General features: G+C 68.3%; 16 protein-coding genes. 5 read left to right on the top strand and 11 right to left on the bottom strand.

Annotated features, from left to right (window positions below; all coding sequences use genetic code 11):
* The 6 genes from V6M37_RS05005 to V6M37_RS04980 all read right to left on the bottom strand — a co-directional run.
* On the bottom strand, positions 1 to 189 hold a 189-nt coding region (locus V6M37_RS05005), incomplete at its 3' end, for a tRNA-dihydrouridine synthase (RefSeq protein ID WP_332671423.1).
* 128 nt (positions 190 to 317) lie between these two features.
* On the bottom strand, positions 318 to 2012 hold the full coding sequence (locus V6M37_RS05000) for a diguanylate cyclase (protein WP_332671422.1): 1695 nt from the start codon (positions 2010 to 2012) through the stop codon (positions 318 to 320).
* A gap of 233 nt (positions 2013 to 2245) precedes the next feature.
* Positions 2246 to 3403, bottom strand: a complete 1158-nt coding sequence (locus V6M37_RS04995; RefSeq protein WP_332671421.1) for an FAD-dependent monooxygenase — start codon at positions 3401 to 3403, stop codon at positions 2246 to 2248.
* Positions 3390 to 4787 carry an aminopeptidase P N-terminal domain-containing protein gene (locus V6M37_RS04990; RefSeq protein WP_332671420.1) on the bottom strand — a complete coding sequence of 466 codons (1398 nt, stop codon included), beginning with the start codon at positions 4785 to 4787 and terminating at the stop codon, positions 3390 to 3392. The genes V6M37_RS04995 and V6M37_RS04990 overlap by 14 nt, the downstream gene beginning before the upstream one ends.
* The gene (gene murU, locus V6M37_RS04985; RefSeq protein WP_332671424.1) at positions 4784 to 5533 is read right to left on the bottom strand and encodes an N-acetylmuramate alpha-1-phosphate uridylyltransferase MurU; all 750 of its coding nucleotides are present in this window, start codon (positions 5531 to 5533) and stop codon (positions 4784 to 4786) included. The genes V6M37_RS04990 and murU overlap by 4 nt, the downstream gene beginning before the upstream one ends.
* 8 nt (positions 5534 to 5541) lie before the next feature.
* Positions 5542 to 6546 carry an aminoglycoside phosphotransferase family protein gene (locus tag V6M37_RS04980; RefSeq protein WP_332671419.1) on the bottom strand — a complete coding sequence of 335 codons (1005 nt, stop codon included), beginning with the start codon at positions 6544 to 6546 and terminating at the stop codon, positions 5542 to 5544.
* Positions 6547 to 6744: 198 nt separating this feature from the next.
* On the opposite strand from V6M37_RS04980, the gene V6M37_RS04975 reads away from it, so the two are divergent.
* The 4 genes from V6M37_RS04975 (at position 6745) to rsmA (ending at position 12406) form a co-directional block, all read left to right on the top strand.
* Positions 6745 to 9126 carry an LPS-assembly protein LptD gene (locus tag V6M37_RS04975; RefSeq protein WP_332671418.1) on the top strand — a complete coding sequence of 794 codons (2382 nt, stop codon included), beginning with the start codon at positions 6745 to 6747 and terminating at the stop codon, positions 9124 to 9126.
* A 35-nt stretch (positions 9127 to 9161) separates the two neighbouring features.
* The gene (locus V6M37_RS04970; protein WP_332671417.1) at positions 9162 to 10568 is read left to right on the top strand and encodes a peptidylprolyl isomerase; all 1407 of its coding nucleotides are present in this window, start codon (positions 9162 to 9164) and stop codon (positions 10566 to 10568) included.
* Between the two features lie 4 nt (positions 10569 to 10572).
* Positions 10573 to 11544, top strand: coding sequence for a 4-hydroxythreonine-4-phosphate dehydrogenase PdxA (pdxA, locus tag V6M37_RS04965; protein WP_332671416.1), 972 nt, complete (start codon positions 10573 to 10575; stop codon positions 11542 to 11544).
* 67 nt (positions 11545 to 11611) lie between these two features.
* A complete protein-coding gene (gene rsmA / locus V6M37_RS04960; RefSeq protein WP_332671415.1) occupies positions 11612 to 12406 on the top strand; it encodes a 16S rRNA (adenine(1518)-N(6)/adenine(1519)-N(6))-dimethyltransferase RsmA in 795 nt (264 codons plus the stop codon).
* Positions 12407 to 12488: 82 nt separating this feature from the next.
* Here rsmA and V6M37_RS04955 read toward each other — a convergent pair whose 3' ends face one another.
* The 3 genes from V6M37_RS04955 to xth all read right to left on the bottom strand — a co-directional run bounded on the left by V6M37_RS04955 (position 12489) and on the right by xth (position 14239).
* The gene (locus V6M37_RS04955) at positions 12489 to 12683 is read right to left on the bottom strand and encodes a YgaP family membrane protein (protein WP_332671414.1); all 195 of its coding nucleotides are present in this window, start codon (positions 12681 to 12683) and stop codon (positions 12489 to 12491) included.
* Positions 12684 to 12770: 87 nt separating this feature from the next.
* Positions 12771 to 13448 carry a Crp/Fnr family transcriptional regulator gene (locus tag V6M37_RS04950; RefSeq protein ID WP_332671413.1) on the bottom strand — a complete coding sequence of 226 codons (678 nt, stop codon included), beginning with the start codon at positions 13446 to 13448 and terminating at the stop codon, positions 12771 to 12773.
* On the bottom strand, positions 13445 to 14239 hold the full coding sequence (gene xth / locus V6M37_RS04945) for an exodeoxyribonuclease III (RefSeq protein ID WP_332671412.1): 795 nt from the start codon (positions 14237 to 14239) through the stop codon (positions 13445 to 13447). The genes V6M37_RS04950 and xth overlap by 4 nt, the downstream gene beginning before the upstream one ends.
* A 182-nt stretch (positions 14240 to 14421) precedes the next feature.
* Here xth and V6M37_RS04940 point away from each other — a divergent pair, with 182 nt between their 5' ends.
* A complete protein-coding gene (locus tag V6M37_RS04940; RefSeq protein WP_332671411.1) occupies positions 14422 to 14601 on the top strand; it encodes a hypothetical protein in 180 nt (59 codons plus the stop codon).
* A gap of 42 nt (positions 14602 to 14643) precedes the next feature.
* Here the strand turns inward: V6M37_RS04940 and V6M37_RS04935 are convergent, their stop codons facing one another.
* Positions 14644 to 16701, bottom strand: coding sequence for a M3 family metallopeptidase (locus tag V6M37_RS04935; RefSeq protein WP_332671410.1), 2058 nt, complete (start codon positions 16699 to 16701; stop codon positions 14644 to 14646).
* 102 nt (positions 16702 to 16803) lie between these two features.
* Entirely contained in the window at positions 16804 to 17574 is a 771-nt protein-coding gene (locus V6M37_RS04930; protein WP_332671409.1) for a DUF2189 domain-containing protein, read from the bottom strand.
* Positions 17575 to 17795 lie beyond the last annotated feature (221 nt).

Raw genomic sequence — 17795 nt, 5'->3', positions numbered from 1 at the left:
TTCGCCCTCGTGGTTCGCGCGCCGGCGCGTCTTCGCGCTGCCGTAGAGGAGCGAGTTCGACGTGACCATCTCGGACACGGCGACGCCGGCGCCGAGCTTCTTGCACAGCTGCCGGAACGGCCGATCGGTAACGCCGGCCATCGGGGCGACGAAAAGATTGTTGCGCAGGGAGAAGCCGGCGTACTGCATGGAGGAGTAGGGTGTTCGGGGAAGAGGCGGCATTTTACCCCATGCCGCGACGGGCGAGCAGCCGAATGCCCGGGGGACGCCGAATGCGTCACGGGCGGGCGTCCTCCGCGCGGCCGCGCCGCGGCTGCTCACGTTGCCACCGGCGAGGGCAGCGGCTCTGCGCGGGTCGTCCGGTTCCGGCCGTTTTCCTTCGACTGGTACAGCGCGCGGTCGGCCGCCTCGACGAGCTCGTCCGCCGACTCCACGACAATTTCGGGGAACGCGGCGACGCCGAGACTGATCGTGACTTTCAGCCCGTCGACTTCGCTGTCCTCGATGTCGGCGCGCAGCCGTTCCGCGACGCAGTACGCGCCTTCGAGCGTCGTGTTCGGCAGGATGCCGACGAATTCCTCGCCGCCGTAACGGCACGCCAGATCGTACTTGCGCAATGCGTCGCGGAAATTTCGCGCGACCGCCTGCAATACGCGGTCGCCCTGGTCGTGCCCGTAGGTGTCGTTGAATTTCTTGAAATGATCGATATCGAACATCACCACCGCAAGCGGATTGTGCGTGCGCATTGCGCGGTGATATTCGGTGTTCAGCGTCTCGTCGAGGTGTCTGCGGTTGTAGAGGGAGGTCAGGCCGTCGGTCGTCGACAGCCGGCGCAACTCCTCTTCGAGCCGCTTTTCTTCGGTAATGTCGCGCAGCAGCGCTGCGGAGCCCACGACGTGCGCGTCGGTGGCGAGGATCGTCGACGCGTAGACGTGGAAGGTGCGGCCCTTGTAAGTCGCGGTCGCCGGCCCTTCATGCGCTTCCTGGGCGAGCCACGTGCGCATCGAGTCCGGGTCGTCGATGAGATGCTCGAAACCTTCACCGATGATCTGGCTCGCAGACTTCTCGAGCAGCCGTTCGGCGGCCGGGTTGACCAGGACGACCTTGCCGCTGCCATCGGTGACGACGATGCCTTCACCCGCGCCATGGATGATCGTCGTCAGCTTGTCCTGTTCACGGCGGAGGCCGTCGTACGACGTCTTCAGTTCGGACGTCATCCGGTTGAAGCTGTTCGCCATGCGGCCGAGTTCGTCGCGGCTGTCGATCGGGACCTGGTGATCGAGGTCGCCGCCCGACACGCGGCCCATCGCCGCCATGACTTTCTCCAGGGGAGTGACGACGATGCGGCCGAGCATGTAGCCGGTGAGGAGCATCGTCGCCATCAGGCCAATCGCGAGGCCGCCGAGCGAGTACTGCCGCAGTTCGAGGATGTCGCGCTCGACCGGCGCGAGCGAAGTCGTGAGCTTGATGACGCCTCGCACCGCTTCGCCGCTGCCATGACAACGGCTGCACGACTCGATTGCCTTGATCGGTGCGAGAAAGGTCAGCGTACGGTTGCCGTTCGCGTCACGGTCGTAGACCGGAACGGCTTTGCCGCTTTGGATCGTCGCCTGTAGGTGCGGATCATCCCCGGCGAGGACCGGCACCTCCGTTTCGGTGTCGCGCGGCGCGAAGCTCTCCTCGCCACGCCGGCGATTAACGTTCTCGATCGTCTCGTTGTCGCGGAACGCCTCGTTCCCGTTCTTACGCAGGATGCGGAAGTCGATGACGTCGCTGACGCCCTTGAGGCGATCCGCATAGGATTCGGCGATGTCGGCAGAGCCGGCGAGCATGACGGCCTGCAGCCCCTGGGCGACGCTCTCGGTGAGCTTCTGCATCGTCCGCTCGTTCTGCTGCAGCACGGATTGTTCCTGGAAGTGCGTGTAGAACATCGCCATCGCGACGAGCACGGTCGTGATGGCGACACCGACTGCAAGCGTGATCTTGTACCGGATTCGCATGTGCTTGTTCATGAAGAAAACCGATATGCCGGGAAATCGGCGAGGCCAATCATATCCGGAAACAAAGTGTTACGGATTGCCGGCGAAAAGAGGGGCGTGATGCACTTCCCGACGAGGCGCGATGCGCGACGGCGTGGAGGGGGCGTCGAGACGGGTAGCGACAGGGCTGAACGTTGCAGATCGGGGACATGCCCCGCCGGACCCTTCGGTGTGGATCGGCGCGAGCCAGCGGCAGAATGTTTCCGTCAGGGCCAGGCGCGGGCGCCGAACATCATGCGCCGGGCGACGAAATGGCGGAGCGGCGAGACCGCGTCGAGCGCGAACAGCGCGGCGCCGCGCGCGCTGCGCAGCAACCCTTGGTCGTTGCTGAAGATCCGCGCCAGGGCGTCGGTGAAATGGATCGCGCCGAAGCGATCCAGGCGACGGCTGTCGCGGTACGCGGACAGCGTCGCGGCCGCGCCGGCATCGCCCGGGTGGTCCAGCAGCGTCTGCGCGAGCGCCCACACGTCGCGCAGTGCGAGGTTGAACCCCTGTCCGGCGACCGGATGCAGCGTCTGCGCGGCGTTGCCGAGCCACACCGTGCGCGGGCCGACCGGGTCGCGGCGGTAGCGCAGCAGCAGCGGATAGCGCAGACGGTCGGCGACGGTCGTCAGGTGCACGCGGTTGCCGAACCGCTGCTGCACGAGCTCGACATACGCGGCGTCGGGGAGCGCGAGCAGCTCGGTCGCACGCTGCGGCGGGACGACGTGGACCAGCGCGAAATGCGCCGCGTGCGGCAGCAGCGCGATCGGTCCTTCCGGCGTGAAGCGTTCGAACGCGACGTCACCGTGCCCGTCCGCGACGCCGAGCCGGGCGATCAGCGCGTGCTGCCGGTAGTCGTGCTCGACGACCTCCGGCTCCGCGCCTTTGAGCCCGCCCTCGGCGCAAGCGACGAGCTTCGCGGCGAGGCTGCCGTCGTGCGTCGCCGCGCCCCTGCCGGCAAGGCTCGCGCCGACTTGCCCGGCAGACGGATTCAGCGCTACGACCTCGGTTTCGTCGACCACCGGGATGCCGGCCCGCTCGACTGCGACCCGAAGCGCGCCTGCCAGCGCACCCGCCGGTGCGACGTAGCCGAGCGCATCGACACCGTAGTCCGTCGCGCGCAACAGCGTGCGGCCGAAGCCCCCCTGCTGCGAGACGTGGATCGTGCGGATCGCGGTCGCCGGGAGTTCGTCCCAGACGCCGAGCCGCTCGAGCGTCAGACGCGTGCCGTGCGCGAGCGCTAGGACGCGCGGGTCGGCGAGTACGGCGGCGCGCGGGCGGGCGTCGACGAGCACGATGTCGCGCCCGCTGTCCTTCAGCGCGAGCGCGAGCGCAAGGCCGACCGGGCCGGCGCCGACGATCAGCAGGTCATGCTGCGGCATTACGGCCCTCGCGCACGGCGGCTTCGCCGATGTGCGGGTCGCGCTCCTGCGCGTCGCGCATCACCGCTTCGATCTCCTCGACGGAGCGCGGCGCGGTGTCGGTGATGAATTCGCAGCCGCCGGCGCTGACGACGGCGTCGTCCTCGATGCGCACGCCGATGTTCCAGAACGCTTCGGGCACGTCCTCGGCCGCGCGGATGTAGCACCCCGGCTCGACGGTCAGCACCATGCCCGGTTCGAGGGTGCGCCACTCGCCGTCGCGCTTGTATTCTCCGGCGTCGTGGACGTCACGGCCGAGCCAGTGGCCGGTGCGATGCATATAGAAGCGCCGGTACAGTCCCTGCTCGATGACGGCGTCGAGGCTGCCGGCGAGGAGTTTCAGGTCGATCAGTCCGCCCGCGAGGACGCGGACCGCGGCGTCGTGCGGCTCGTTCCAGTTCGCGCCGGGGAAGATCGCGTCCTTCGCGGCCGATTGTGCGGCGAGCACGAGTTGGTATACGTCGCGCTGGGCGGCGCTGAAGCGACCGTTGACCGGAAAGCTGCGCGTGATGTCGGACGCGTAGCCGTCGAGCTCGCAGCCGGCGTCGATCAGCAGCAGCTCACCGTCGGCCAGCCGGCAGCCGTTGCCGATGTAATGCAGCACGCAGGCGTTCGCGCCGCTGGCGACGATCGACGGGTAGGCGGGCGACTGGCTGCCGGCGCGGCGGAACGCGTGCAGCAGCTCGGCCTCGATCTCGTACTCGAAGCGGCCCGGTCGCGTCGCCGCCATCGCGCGCCGGTGCGCGTCGCCGGAAATCGCGCCGGCGCGGCGCATCACCGCGAGTTCGGACTCGTCCTTGATCAGGCGCATCTCGTCGAGTTCGGCGCGCACGTCGCGGATTGAATGCGGCGGCACCGCGCCCGCCCGCGTGTTGGCGCGCACCGTGTTCAGCGCCCGCATTAGCCGCGCGTCCCAGTCGGCGTCGTAGCCGAGCCCGCACCACAGCGTCGGCCGGTTCGCGAGGAGGTCGGCGAAGCGGCCGTCGAAGTCGCCGATCGTCCAGGCCTCGTCGAAGCCGAAGCGCTCGCGCGCGGCGTCCGGCCCGAAGCGGTAACCGTCCCAGATCTCGCGCTCGTCATCCTTCGCGCGGCAGAACAAGATGCTCCTCGGGTTGTCGTCGGCGACCAGCACGACGACGGCTTCGGGTTCGCCGAAGCCGGAGAGGTAATGGAAGTAGCTGTCGAAGCGGAACGGGTAGTGGGTGTCGCGGTTGCGGGCGTATTCCGGCGCGGTCGGCAGCACGGCGATGCCGCCGCCGAGCGCGGCCATGCGCGCGAGCAGCCGTTCGCGGCGGGCGCGAAACGGCGCGAGGTCGAAAGCGGAGTTCTCTGCGGGCGTTTTCATCGGCGGGGTCCCGGCTGTTGTTTTCCGGGTTCGACAGGGGTCCGGCCCGCGCGTTCGGCGGGGGCGGCGCCGCTTGCCGAGCGCAGGCGCCGATCGAGTTCTGCAAGCCGGGCGGGCGTCCCGACGTCGAGCCAGTAACCCGTGTGGAGGACGCCGCCGACCTTGCCGGCGTCCATCGCGGTGCGCAGCAGCGGTGCGAGCGGCGCCTTCGCGCCGGGAGCGATCTCCGCGAAGAGCGATGGGTGATAGACGCCGAGGCCGGAGAACGTCAGCCGCGGCCCGCCGTCGCGCGCGAGCCGGCCTGCATCGAGGCGAAAGTCGCCGGCGGGGTGATGCGGCGGATTCGCGACCATCGCCAGCAGCGCTAGATCGCCGGCCGGCGCGAGCGACTCGCCTGTGTGACGCAGCGCCGCGACGTCGATGTCGCAGAACACGTCGCCGTTCACGACGAGGAACGGCGCGTCGCCGAGCAGCGGCAGCGCCTGGCGGATGCCGCCGGCGGTCTCGAGCGCGTCGGCTTCGGCCGAATAGCGGAGGTGCGCGCCGAACTGCCGGCCGTCGCCGAGCGCGGCTTCGATCATCGCGCCGAGGTGCGCGTGGTTGATGACGATCTCGTCGAAGCCGGCGTCGCGCAGCCGCTCAATGTGCCACACGATCAACGGCTTGCCGCCAGCCGCGAGCAGCGGTTTCGGACAGGCGTCGGTCAGCGGGCGCATCCGCTCGCCGCGCCCGGCGGCGAGGATCATCGCGCGCATCAGAACGTGTAGCCGACTTCGACGGGCTCCGGATCGAGCCGGTCGAGCAGCCGCAGCAGCGGCGTGAGGTCACGGTAGCGCTTGCACGCGCGCCGCAGGTAGTCCATCACCAGCGGCATGTCGGCGAGATAGTTGTCCTTGCCGTCCCGGTGGGCGAGGCGCGCGAAGATGCCGAGCACCTTGATGTGGCGCTGCACGCCCATCCATTCGTAGTCGCGGTGGAAATCCGAGAAGTCGGCGCGCACCGGCAGGCTGAGCTTGCGCGCGGCCTCCCAGTAGCGGGCAAGGAGGTCGAGCGTGAAATCCTCTTCCCAGTGGATGTAGGCGTCCTTGAAGAGCGACGCGAGGTCGTAGGTCAGCGGCCCGTAGACCGCGTCCTGGAAGTCGATGATGCCGGGATTGGCGCCGTCGGCGACGTGCATCAGGTTGCGCGAATGATAGTCGCGGTGCACGAAGACCTGCGGCTCGGCGAGGTTCACCGCGAGGATGCGGTCGAACACGTTGTCGAGCGTTTGCCGCTCGCGCTCGTCGAGCGTGACGCCCTTGTGGCGCGCGACGTACCACTCCGGGAACAGCATCAGCTCGCGCCGCAGGAGTTCGCGCGAATATTCCGGCAGCACGCCGGGCCGGCCCGCCTTCTGGATCGCGATCAGCGCGCCGAGCGCGTCGGCGTAGAGGTGTGCCGCGTTGTCGGGGTTCAGCGCGGCGAAGTAAGTCGTGCTGCCGAGGTCCGAGAGCAGCAGGAAGCCCTGCTCCGCGTCCTGCGCGAGCACGTCGGGCACGTGCGCGCCGGCGGCGCCAAAAAGTTCGGCGACTTTCAGCCACGGCCGAGTGTCCTCGTGCTCGGGCGGCGCGTCCATCACGATCCGCGTGCTGCCGTCCTCCGCGAGCCGTACGCGGAAATAGCGCCGGAAGCTCGCGTCGGCCGATGCGGGCGTCAGCTCGAAATGCTTTCCGGGCAACTGCGCAATCAGCCAGTCATTCAGTCGGGCGAGTCTTTGCACCGGGTTCTCCGCGAGGCTTCGTGTAAAATCCGCGAGTTTAACAAAGGCCGCGACCGTGCCGGGCACCGTCGGGCGAACAATATTCATGACAGGGGAAGACGTTTGCGCGAAACGGAATTGAGGACCCGGCTGCGACTGATTCCGCTGCTTATCTGCTGTCTTTCGGGCCCGTCCGTCGCGGCCGGATTGCCGCCGCTGGTGATTTCTCCGGACCTGATCAAGAGCCGTCCCCGCCCGAGCGTGGACGCGAAACCCCCGGGGCCGAGCGCGCCTGCACCGAGCGGCGAGCGTCCGACCGATCGCCCGCCGGCGCCCGGGCCCGCCCCGACCACGGGTGCCGCGCCCGCTCCCGCTCCGACTGAAGGGCCCGCACCGGTCACGCCGGATCGCGCCGCCCTCGCCCCCGGCGCGACCGACATCACCGCGGATCGCCTCTACGGGACGCGCGGCGTCGAGCTCGTCGCGGAGGGCAATGCCGAGCTGCGGCGCGATGACGTCGTGCTGTCCGGCGACCGCCTCGTCTATCGCGAAATCACCGACGAGGCGGAGGCGCACGGCAACGTCCGTCTCGAGCAGGGTACGACCGTGGTGTCTGGGCCGGACGCGCGACTCAAAATCGCGGAGCAGCTCGGCGAATTCGCGTCGCCGCAGTACAGCCTGTCGCGCCAGTCCGAGTCGACGACGCCCGGCGAAGTGCCGCGCGTGATCGCGGGCAGCGGGCACGCGGACACGATGTACTTCGAAGGCGAAAACCAGTACCGGCTGAACAACGCCACGTGGTCCACGTGCGAGCCCGACGACCCCGACTGGTACCTCAAGACGCGCGATTTGCAACTCGATTACGACCGCGAGGTCGGGACCGCTCGCGGCGCCTCGGTCATCTTCAAGGACACCCCGATCTTCTGGTGGCCGTGGGCCGAGTTTCCGCTCGTCGGGCAACGGCAATCCGGTTTCCTGATGCCGAGCTACGGCGCGTCCAACAAGGTCGGCGTCGACGTGTCGGTGCCGTACTACTGGAACATCGCGCCGAACTACGACATGACGATCGCGCCGCGCTTCATGGGACGGCGCGGCGTGCAGCTCGCGAACGAGTTCCGCTATCTCACGCCCGGGTATTCGGGCGAGCTCCAGGTCGAATGGATGCCGAAGGACCGGGTCACCGGGGAGGAGCGCGCGCTCGGCGCGCTGCAGCACCAGCAGGTGATCGCGCCGGGCCTCTTCGGCTCGATCGACCTCAATGCCGTGTCCGACGACGAGTACTTCGAGGACCTCAGCACGAACGTGTCGATGTCGTCGAAGGTGAACCTGTTGCGCGAGGGCCGGCTGACCTACGTGCCGAGTGATTGGTGGAGCGCGTCCGCGCTCGTGCAGAGCTACCAGACGCTCGTGACGGACGAGTTCGACCAGCCCCCCGTCGAACCCTATCGGCGCCTGCCGCAATTGCTGCTCAATGCGAACCGCGCGGACCTGGCGCTCGGCACGACCTTCGCGTTCCGCGGCGAGTACGTGCAGTTCGACCATCCGGACCGGCAGTTCAACACCGGCAGCCGGTTCACGCTCTACCCGCAGCTCGCGCTGCCGTTCGAGCGGCCCGCCTACTATGTGACGCCGAAGATCGGCGTGCATTACACGCAATACGACCTCGACCGTCCGCAGCACGAGGCCGGGCTGAGGGATTCGATCACCCGTTCGCTGCCGGTGTTCACGCTCGACGCCGGCCTGAACTTCGAGCGCGACACGACCTTCTTCGGCCAGGGCTACCTCCAGACGCTCGAGCCGCGGATCTACTACGTGAACGTGCCGCACGAGGACCAGAGCGACATCCCGGTTTTCGACTCCGCGCGCTACGACTTTGGCTTCGCGCAGATATTCTCCGAGAACCTGTATTCGGGCGGCGACCGCATCGCCGACGCGAACCAGATCACCGCCGCCGTGACGTCGCGCCTGCTCGATCCGCAGACTGGCGCCGAGCGGATGCGCGCGACGGTCGGGCAGCGTTATTACTTCAACGACCAGGAGGTCACGCTCCCGGGCGAGGTTCCGCGCACCGGGCGGCGCGCCGACACCCTCGCCGCGTTCAGCGGCCGCGTCACGCAGACGTCGTCGATCGAATCCGCGTGGCAGTACAACGCGAACGAGAGCTGGACCGAGCGCTTCAACTTCGGCGTCCGCTATCAGCCGGCTTACGCGAAGGCGCTGAACGTCCGCTACCGCTATTCCCGCCGCGACGTCGTCACCGGCGTCACCGCCGCCGGCTTCGAGGATGTCGACGTGTCCGGCCAGTGGCCGCTCGGGCGCAACTGGTACGGGGTCGCACGCGTGACCCGCTCGCTCAAGGAAAGCCGCGTCACCGAAACGATCGCCGGTCTCGAATACGACGGCGGTTGCTGGGCGTTCCGCACCGCGGTCCACCGCTTCGCGACGAACCCGGAGGACGTGACGCAGGCGATCTTCGTGCAGCTTGAACTCAATGGCCTCGCGAGCGTCGGATCGAGTCCGATCAACCTGCTCAAACGCAGCGTCCCGGGCTATGGCAAGATCAACGAGCCCGTCGGCAACCGCGTCTTCGGCGCCTACTGAACCGGCGATCGCCGCAACATTTCTTTCTGGAAACCATGAAACGAATTTCCCCGCGCGTCAGCCTCGTCCTTTCCGCCGGTCTGTGTTGCGCGACCCTGCCTTTCGTTGCGTCGGCGGCCGTGCCGGCGCGCTTGAAACTCGCCCAGTCCGTCCAGGCGCCGGCGGAACCGGCGCCCGCAGCGCCCGCAACATCGGCTCCGGCCGCGCTGGCGAAGCCCGTCGAAGTCGACCGCATCGTCGCGATCGTCAACGACGAGGTCATCACGACGCTCGAATTGCGCGAACGGGTGCAACAGGCGATCCATCAGCTCAACCGCCAAGGCACGCCGCTGCCCCCGGCCGAGGTGCTCGAAAAGCAGCTCCTCGAGCGCCTGGTCCTCGAGCGCGCGCAGATCCAGTTCGCGCGCGAGACTTCGCTGCAAGTCGACGACGCGACGCTCGAACGCGCGATTTCGCGCATCGCCGAGAACAACAAGCTTAGCCAGGCGGACCTGCGCGCGACGCTCGAGAAGGACGGCGTCAGTTGGGACCGCTTCCGCAACGAGATCCGCACCGAAATCCTGCTGACGCGGCTGCGCGAGCGCGAGGTGGACGGCCGCATCGTCGTCACCGACGCGGAAGTCGACAACTTTCTCGCAAACAATCCGGACGCGATGTCCGGCGAGGAATTCCTCGTCGCGCACATCCTGATGCGCGTCCCGGAAGGTGCGTCGCCGCAACAACTCGCACGCCTGTCAGCGCGCGCCGAGAACGTCGTCGCGCGGCTGCGGAGCGGCGACGACTTCGGTCGGCTCGCCGCGGCGAATTCCGATGCGCCCGACGCGATGAACGGCGGCCAGCTCGGCTGGCGCAGCCGCGACCGCCTGCCGGCGATGTTTGCCGACGCGGTCCGCAAGCTGCAGCCCGGCGAAGTATCGCCGCTGATGCGAAGCGCCGCAGGCCTGCACATCGTCAAGCTCGTCGACAAGCGCGGAGGCGGCCCCGGCGAGCCTCAGCAGCTCGAACAGACGCGCGCGCGCCACATCCTGATCCGCACGTCGGAGATCATCAGCGACAGCGAGGCCGAGAGCCGGCTCGTCGCGCTGCGCGAACGGATCGACAACGGCGCCGATTTCGGCGAACTCGCGAAGGCGAACTCGGCCGACATGTCGGCCGCGAAAGGCGGCGACCTCGGCTGGCTGAGCCCCGGCGACACGGTGCCGGAGTTCGAGCGCGCGATGATTGCGCTGGCGCCGGGCGAAGTGAGCCCCCCGGTGCGCTCGCCGTTCGGCTGGCACCTGATCAAGGTCGACGCGCGGCGCGTGCAGGACGTCTCCGAAGAGCGCAGGCGCACCGCCGCCCGCAACGCGCTGCGCGAGCGCAAGGCCGATGAGGCGTACGAGGACTGGCTGCGTCAGCTGCGCGACCGCACCTACGTCGAATACCGCGTGGAGAAGGAGTAAGCGCGTGCGCGCCCGTCCGGTCCTCGCGATCACGAGCGGCGAACCGGCCGGCGTCGGGCCGGAACTCTGCGCGCAGCTCGCGTCGCGCGCGTCGCGCGCACGGCTCGTGGTGCTCGGAGACATCGGGCTGATGCGCGAACGCGCGGCCGGTGTCGCGGAGGTGCGCGCGTTCAAGCGCAGCGCGCCGGCGCCGGCGGGCGTCGTCGAAGTCCTGCACGTCCCGCTGGCCGCGCCCGCGGTGCCCGGCCGGCTCGACGTTGCGAACGCGCGTTACGTGCTCGCGCTGCTCGACCGCGCGCTCGACGGCTGCCGCGGCGGCGAGTTCGCGGGCGTCGTCACCGCGCCGGTGCACAAGGGCGTGATCAACGACGGCGGCGTCCCGTTCAGCGGCCATACCGAATATTTTGCCGAACGCACCGGCACGCCGCGCGTCGTCATGATGCTCGTCGGCGGCGGCCTGCGCGTCGCGCTCGCGACGACGCACCTGCCGCTCGCCGCGGTACCCGCTGCGATCACGCGCGAACTGCTCGAGGACACGCTGCGTATCCTGCATGCGGACCTCGTCGGACGCTTCGGGCTCGCCGCGCCGCGCATCCTCGTCGCCGGGCTGAACCCGCACGCCGGCGAAGGCGGACACATGGGGCGGGAGGAAATTGACGTCATCGTTCCGGTGCTCGACAAGCTGCGATCCGCGGGGATGCAGCTCGTCGGCCCGCTGCCTGCCGATACCCTGTTCGTGCCGCACACGCTCGCGCAAGGGGATGCGGTGCTCGCGATGTACCACGACCAGGGCCTGCCGGTGCTGAAACATGTGAGCTTTGGCGGCGGCGTCAACGTCACGCTCGGACTGCCGGTCATCCGCACGTCGGTCGACCACGGCACCGCGCTCGATCTCGCCGGCACCGGCCGCGCCGACCCGGGCAGCCTGTTCGCGGCGGTCGATCTCGCGACCGGCATGGCCGAGGCGGCTTCCTGAAGCCACGCGCGAACGCATCGCGCCGGCGCCGCGGCGCTCCGCCCGTAACGAACAACCAGAGCCCTTCATGAGCGAACATCGCGCGCGCAAGCGCTTCGGTCAGAATTTCCTGTCCGATCCCAACATCATCCGCAAGATCATCGACGCGATCCGCCCGGTCGCGGGCGAGACCGTCGTCGAGATCGGCCCGGGCCTCGGCGCGATGACCGACCCGCTCGTCGAGCGCCTCGGGCACCTGCACGTCGTCGAGATCGATCGCGACCTGATCGCCCGCCTGCGCGAGCGCTACTCGCCGGAACGGCTGACGATCCACGAGGGCGACGCGCTGAAGTTCGACTTCGGCACGCTCGGCGCGCCGCTGCGGGTCGTCGGCAACCTGCCGTACAACATCTCGACGCCGCTGCTGTTCCACCTCGCCGGATTCGCGGCGCAAGTCTGCGACATGACGTTCATGCTGCAGAAGGAAGTCGTGATGCGCATGGTCGCCGAGCCGGGCACCGAGGATTACGGCCGGCTTTCGGTGATGTTGCAGTACCGCTTCCGGATGGGCCGGCTATTCGACGTGCCGCCCGGCGCGTTCCGTCCCGCGCCGAAGGTCACGTCGAGCATCGTGCGCATGGTGCCGCTGCCGCCCGCGGCCCTGACCGCGAAGGACGAGGCGCTGCTCGAACGCATCGTCGCCGCGGCGTTCGGCCAGCGGCGCAAGACGCTGCGCAATACGCTGCGCGAGCATCTCGACGAGGCGGATTTCGTCGCGCTCGGGCTCGATCCGGGCTTGCGCGGCGAACGGCTGACGGTCGCCGACTACGTCGCGATCGCGAACCACGTCGCGGCGAAGCGATCCGCGGCTGGCGGAGAGTAAGGCGCCGACCGGCGAGCGCGGCGCCGGCGCGGCGAAAGACGTTCGATTCCCGCTCGCCGCTTGCGGCGACGGGCGCGATGCGTCAGGCCTTCTTCAGCGGGCAGGTCTTCAGCCCGAAGATCGAATAGGCCGGGCACCAGCCGAGGAGCCCGGTCGCGAGCGGGACGACGCCGAACCAGGTCCACGGCGCGCCGATGCCGAGAGTCGCGAGGATCAGCAATGCAATTCCGGCGACGATGCGAAGCACTTTGTCGATGCCGCCAACGTTCGATGTCATGATTTTCTCCGTCCATGAGTGAGTACGGACGGATTTCACCACTCGGGGCGGGCGGCGTCTGTAACCCCGGTTACACAGGGCGGAGCGCTAGCTGTCGTGGCTTCCGCTCGCGACCCTTCGCAGCCCCGCGGGATCGAGGATTTCGATCTGTTCGCGCGACGGTTTGACGAGCCCCTGCGCCGCGAACCCCTTTAGTAGGCGGCTGACGAATTCGCGCACGCTGCCGAGTTCATCGGCGAGCTGCTGATGCGTGACATGGAGGATGCGCCCCTTGCCGAGCAGCAGCGCCGCGAGCCGCTGGTCGAGGCGGTGGAACGCGACCTCCTCGACGAGCTGCATCAGGTTGGCGATACGATCGGCGAAGAGATGGAACACGAAATCCCGGAACGCGGGCTCGGCGAGCAGCGCATCGAACTCGTCCTTCGGCAACAGCATCAGCACGGTGTCGGCTTCCGCGATGCCGCGCGCGTTGTAGGGTTCACGCCCCAGCAGGCATGACGACGAGATGATGCAGGTTTCGCCCGCGGCGACGCGGTACAGCGGCAGCTCGCGCCCGTTCGGCGCGGACTTGACGACGCGCACCGAACCTTCGATGACGAACGGGAAGCCTTCGCAGCCCTGGTGGTCGTCGAAAAGCAGGCCGCCCGCGGGCACGCGCGCCCAATGCCCGGTTTCGAGCAGGCGCTGCTGCGCGGAGCGAGGCAGCGCGCCCATCACCGGGTAGCGTTCCGCGAGGCGTGCGAGCGCCTGTTCCTGCCGGTTCATAGCGGATCTTCCGCGGCCGCCCGCAGGCACTGAAGGTCGAGTTCGACCATCACCGGCGCGTGGTCGGACGGCCGTTCGAGCTTGCGCGGCGCCTTGTCGATCGAGCACGCGAAGCACGCGTCGCGCAGCGCGGGCGACACGAGGATGTGGTCGATGCGCAGGCCGAAGTTGCGACGGAACGCGCCCATGCGGTAATCCCACCACGAGTAGCTTCCTTCGTCCTGCGGGAACAGCCGGAACGCGTCGCACAGGCCGAGCGCGGTCAGCGCCGCGAACGCCGCCCGTTCCGGAGGCGACACGTGGATGTCGTCCGCCCATTGCGGATGGGCGTCGCGGTCTTCGGGCGCGATGTTGAAGTCGCCGGTCAGCACGAGTTTCTCGTGTGCGCTCAGCTCCGTCCGCAGCCACTCGGTCAGCGCCGCGAGCCAGCGCAGCTTGTATTCGAACTTCTCGGAGCCGACGGCCTGGCCGTTCGGAAAGTAGGCGCAGACGATCCGTACGCCATCCACGGTCGCCGCGAGGACGCGCTTCTGCTCGTCGTCGAACCCGGGAATGCCGACGTTGATGTCGCGCGGCGCGCTGCGACTCAGGATTGCGACGCCGTTGTAAGTCTTCTGTCCGCTGTACGCGCAGCGGTATCCGGCCGCTTCGAGGTCGGTGACGGGAAAGCCCTTGTCCTCCATCTTGAGTTCCTGCAGGCACAGTACAGCGGGCCGGTTCGTCGCGAGCCAGTCGAGGACGTGCGGCAGCCGGACTTTCAGGGAGTTGACGTTCCAGGTCGCAATTTTCATTTCGGCGAGGCTCGAGAAGTTGTCGGTAATTTTTACAGTGTCGGCGCGTCGTTCGAGCTACGCTGGGGGGCGGGGCGGAAATCCCCGGTATTGCCCGCTTTATCGCATCGTGGCACGGAACTGGCTTCTGGACCGGGGCACGGCCCCCAGGCGGCGATCGCCGAATAATGACGGAGGACAACATGGCGCACGCTGGACTCGACATGCGCGTGGATTGGCTCATGCGCCAGTACGTCGGCGAGATCATCGAGTATCTCGCCCGGGGCGGTGATCACGCGAACGCCAAGATGAACATGATCGAACGCGGAGTTCCGGCCCCTGTCCAGGACCGGGTGCTCCAGGGCAAGGCCACCTTCCTTTAGGCAGGCATTCCCCGCAGCGGGCCCCCCGCTGCCGGACACGACTCAGGCGCTCACCATCCCGTTGTGGCGCAGTAGCGCATCGACGCGTGGCTCGCGGCCGCGGAAGGCCTTGAAGGATTCGATCGCCGGCCGACTGCCGCCGACGGCGAGGATCTCCCGCCAGAACCGTTCCCCCGTGTCCCGATCCAGCAGCGATCCCTTGCCGTCGCCGGCTTCCTCGAAGGCCTCGAACGCGTCGGCCGACAGCACCTCCGCCCACTTGTAGCTGTAATAGCCCGCCGCGTAGCCGCCGGCGAAGATATGCGAGAAGCTGTGCGGAAAGCGATGCCAAGCGGGCGGAACGATCACCGCGACTTCGCTCCGCACCTCGTCGAGCAGCGCCATCACGCGCTCGGTCCGCACCGGTCCGGCGGCGGCATCGACGTCGCTGTGCAGGCGCAGGTCGAACAGCGAGAACTCGAGCTGGCGCACCATCTGCATCCCGCTTTGGAAGTTCTTCGCCGCGATCATCTTGTCGAAAAGTTCGCGCGGCAGCGGCGCGCCGGTATCGACGTGCGACGTCATTCCGGACAGCACGTCCCACTCCCAGCAGAAGTTCTCCATGAACTGGCTCGGCAGCTCCACCGCATCCCACTCGACGCCGTGGATGCCCGACACCGCGAGGTCGTCGACGCGCGTCAGGAGGTGGTGCAGGCCGTGACCGCATTCGTGGAACAGTGTCAGCACGTCGTCGTGCGTGAAGGTCGCCGGCTTGCCGCCGACCGGACCGGGGAAGTTGCAGACGAGGTAGGCGATCGGCGTCTGCGTGCCCCGCGGGCCGACCGCGCGGCTCCTCGCCGAGTCCATCCACGCGCCGCCGCGCTTGGTTTCGCGCGCGTGGAGGTCGAGGTAGAAGTGGCCGACGGTCGCGCCGCCCTTGTCGATGCGGAAGAAGCGCGTGCTCGGGTCCCACGTCGGCGCCTCGTCCGTGACGATGTCGACGTCGTACAGCGCGCGGATCACGCCGAAGAGACCTTCGAGCACTTTCGGTTCCGGGAAGTACTGTTTCACCTCCTGGTCCGAGAACGCATAGCGCGCCTCGCGCAGCTTCTCCGACGCGTAGCCGACGTCCCACGGTTCCAGCGGTTCGATTCCGATCTCGCTGTGCGCGAATTCCCGCAGCTCGGCGAGGTCGCGTTCGGCAAACGGCTTCGCCTTGCGTGCGAGTTCGCGCAGGAAGTCGAGCACTTCGTCGGTCGATTGCGCCATCTTCGCGACGAGCGAGACTTCGGCGAAGTTTTCGTAGCCGAGCATCTTCGCCTCTTCGGCGCGCAGCGCGAGGATGCGCCCGATCAGCGGGCCGTTGTCGAGCTCGGGCTTGCCCTGCTCGGACGCGCGCGTCGCGTACGCGCGATACATGCGCGCACGCAGCTCGCGGTTGTCGGCGTACTGCATCACCGGCAGATAGGCCGGCATCTGCAGCGTGAACTTCCAGCCCGGCCGGCCGTCGCGCTCGGCGGCGGCGCGCGCGGCGGCGAGCGCGTCGTCGGGCAACCCGGCGAGAGCGGCCTCGTCCTCGATCCACTCCGCATGCGCGTTGGTCGCGTCGAGCAGGTTTTCGGAGAACTTCGCCGCGAGCGCGGATTGCTCTTCCTGGATCTCCTTGAAGCGCGGCTTGTCGGCCTCGGGCAGCTCGGCGCCCGACAGGCGGAAGTCGCGCAATTCGTGGTCGATGATGCGCCGGCGCGCGGCCGTCAGGGTGTCGTATTCGGCGCTGGCGTGCAGTTGCCGGTACTTTTCGTACAGCTCGAGGTTCTGGCCGACTTCGGCGTAGAAGCTCGACACTTCGGGGAGCATCGCGTTGTAGGCTTCGCGCCACTCGGGCACGTCCATGACGCTGTGCATGTGCCCGACGATGCCCCATGCACGGCCGAGCCGTTCGCCTTCCTCGGTCATCGGCGTCACGAAGTTCGCCCATGTCGGCGGTGCCGGGTCGGCGACGAGCTCGTCGATCAGCTTGCGGTTTTCGTCGATGAGCTCGCGGATCGCCGGGGCGACGTGCTCCGGACGGATGTCGTCGAAGCGGGGGAAGGTCGAAAAATCGAGCAGGGGATTGGACATTCTCGTTCTCTTGTTCCTGTGGGAAGGGGCAGCGGGGCAAGCCCGAAGACGATCCCGATTCTAACCGCGTGCTGCGGCAGCGCGGCGGTCAGTCGGGCGGCATTATTCGATGAGGTCCTTGTACGCATGCCAGCTCGCGTGGCCGACGAGCGGCAGCAGGACGATCATGCCGGCGAGCGTCGCGAAGCCGATCGCGATCAGCGCGACGACGAGCGCCGCCCAGACGGTCATCGCGCCGGGATTCGCGGTGACCGCGCGCATGCTTGTCGCCATCGCCGTCACGACGTCGATGTCCCGGTCCATCAGGATCGGCACCGACACGACCGACAGCGAGAACACGATCGCGGCGATCACGCCGCCGACCAGGAGATAGGAGGCGATGAACACCGGGTATTGCCCGGAAAGCAGCACTTCCTGCACGAAGCCGCCCGCGCTGGCGGCATCGTGGACGTCGAACGCCGAGAACAGGATCGCCGACAGGCGCTCCCACCCGAGCAGCACGAAGGCGAGGAACGCGCCGAAGTACAGCAGGTGGACGCTGTGCTCGCGGAAACCCCGCAGCGATTTGCCGAAAGTGATGGTGTTGCCGTCCTCCCGCCGCCGCGAAATTTCGTACAGGCCGGCCGCCGCGAGCGGTCCGACGAGGAGAAAGCCCGAGATCGCCGCGCCGAACAGGTAGGGGAACCCGCTCGTGTATGCCAAGATGAAATAGCCGATGCCGCTGAACAGCAGCCCGTAGCTCACGCTCGCCGCGAGGTTCTCGCGCATGTCGGCCCAGCCCCGACCCAGCCAACGGAACGGGTCGCCGGTGTCGACCGCGCGCACATGGGGCTGATCGGAATGCCGGTCAAGCGTGCCGTAAGGCTTGTCCATGTCGGCCTCCTTCTGGGCGGGGAAGTGCCGTCGCGACCCGCGGGTGCGGATCACGGACCCGAAATCGTCGGCGCTGGTTAGAGGAACGACAACCGCGGAAGTTCGGCCGCCGGCAGGCGCCGGTGAGGAGAGGTTAAGGGACTGTTATCTGGGCGCAACGGGGTGGTCGCGGGCGGGCCGCCCCGGGGACAGCGGCCCGCCGCTGGGCACGCGTCCGCGTG

This window comes from Aromatoleum sp., from assembly GCF_036675785.1.
Classification (GTDB): Bacteria; Pseudomonadota; Gammaproteobacteria; order Burkholderiales; family Rhodocyclaceae; genus Aromatoleum.
The sequence above is the reverse complement of the archived record's forward strand: the minus strand, read 5'-3'. Positions and strand labels throughout refer to the sequence as shown.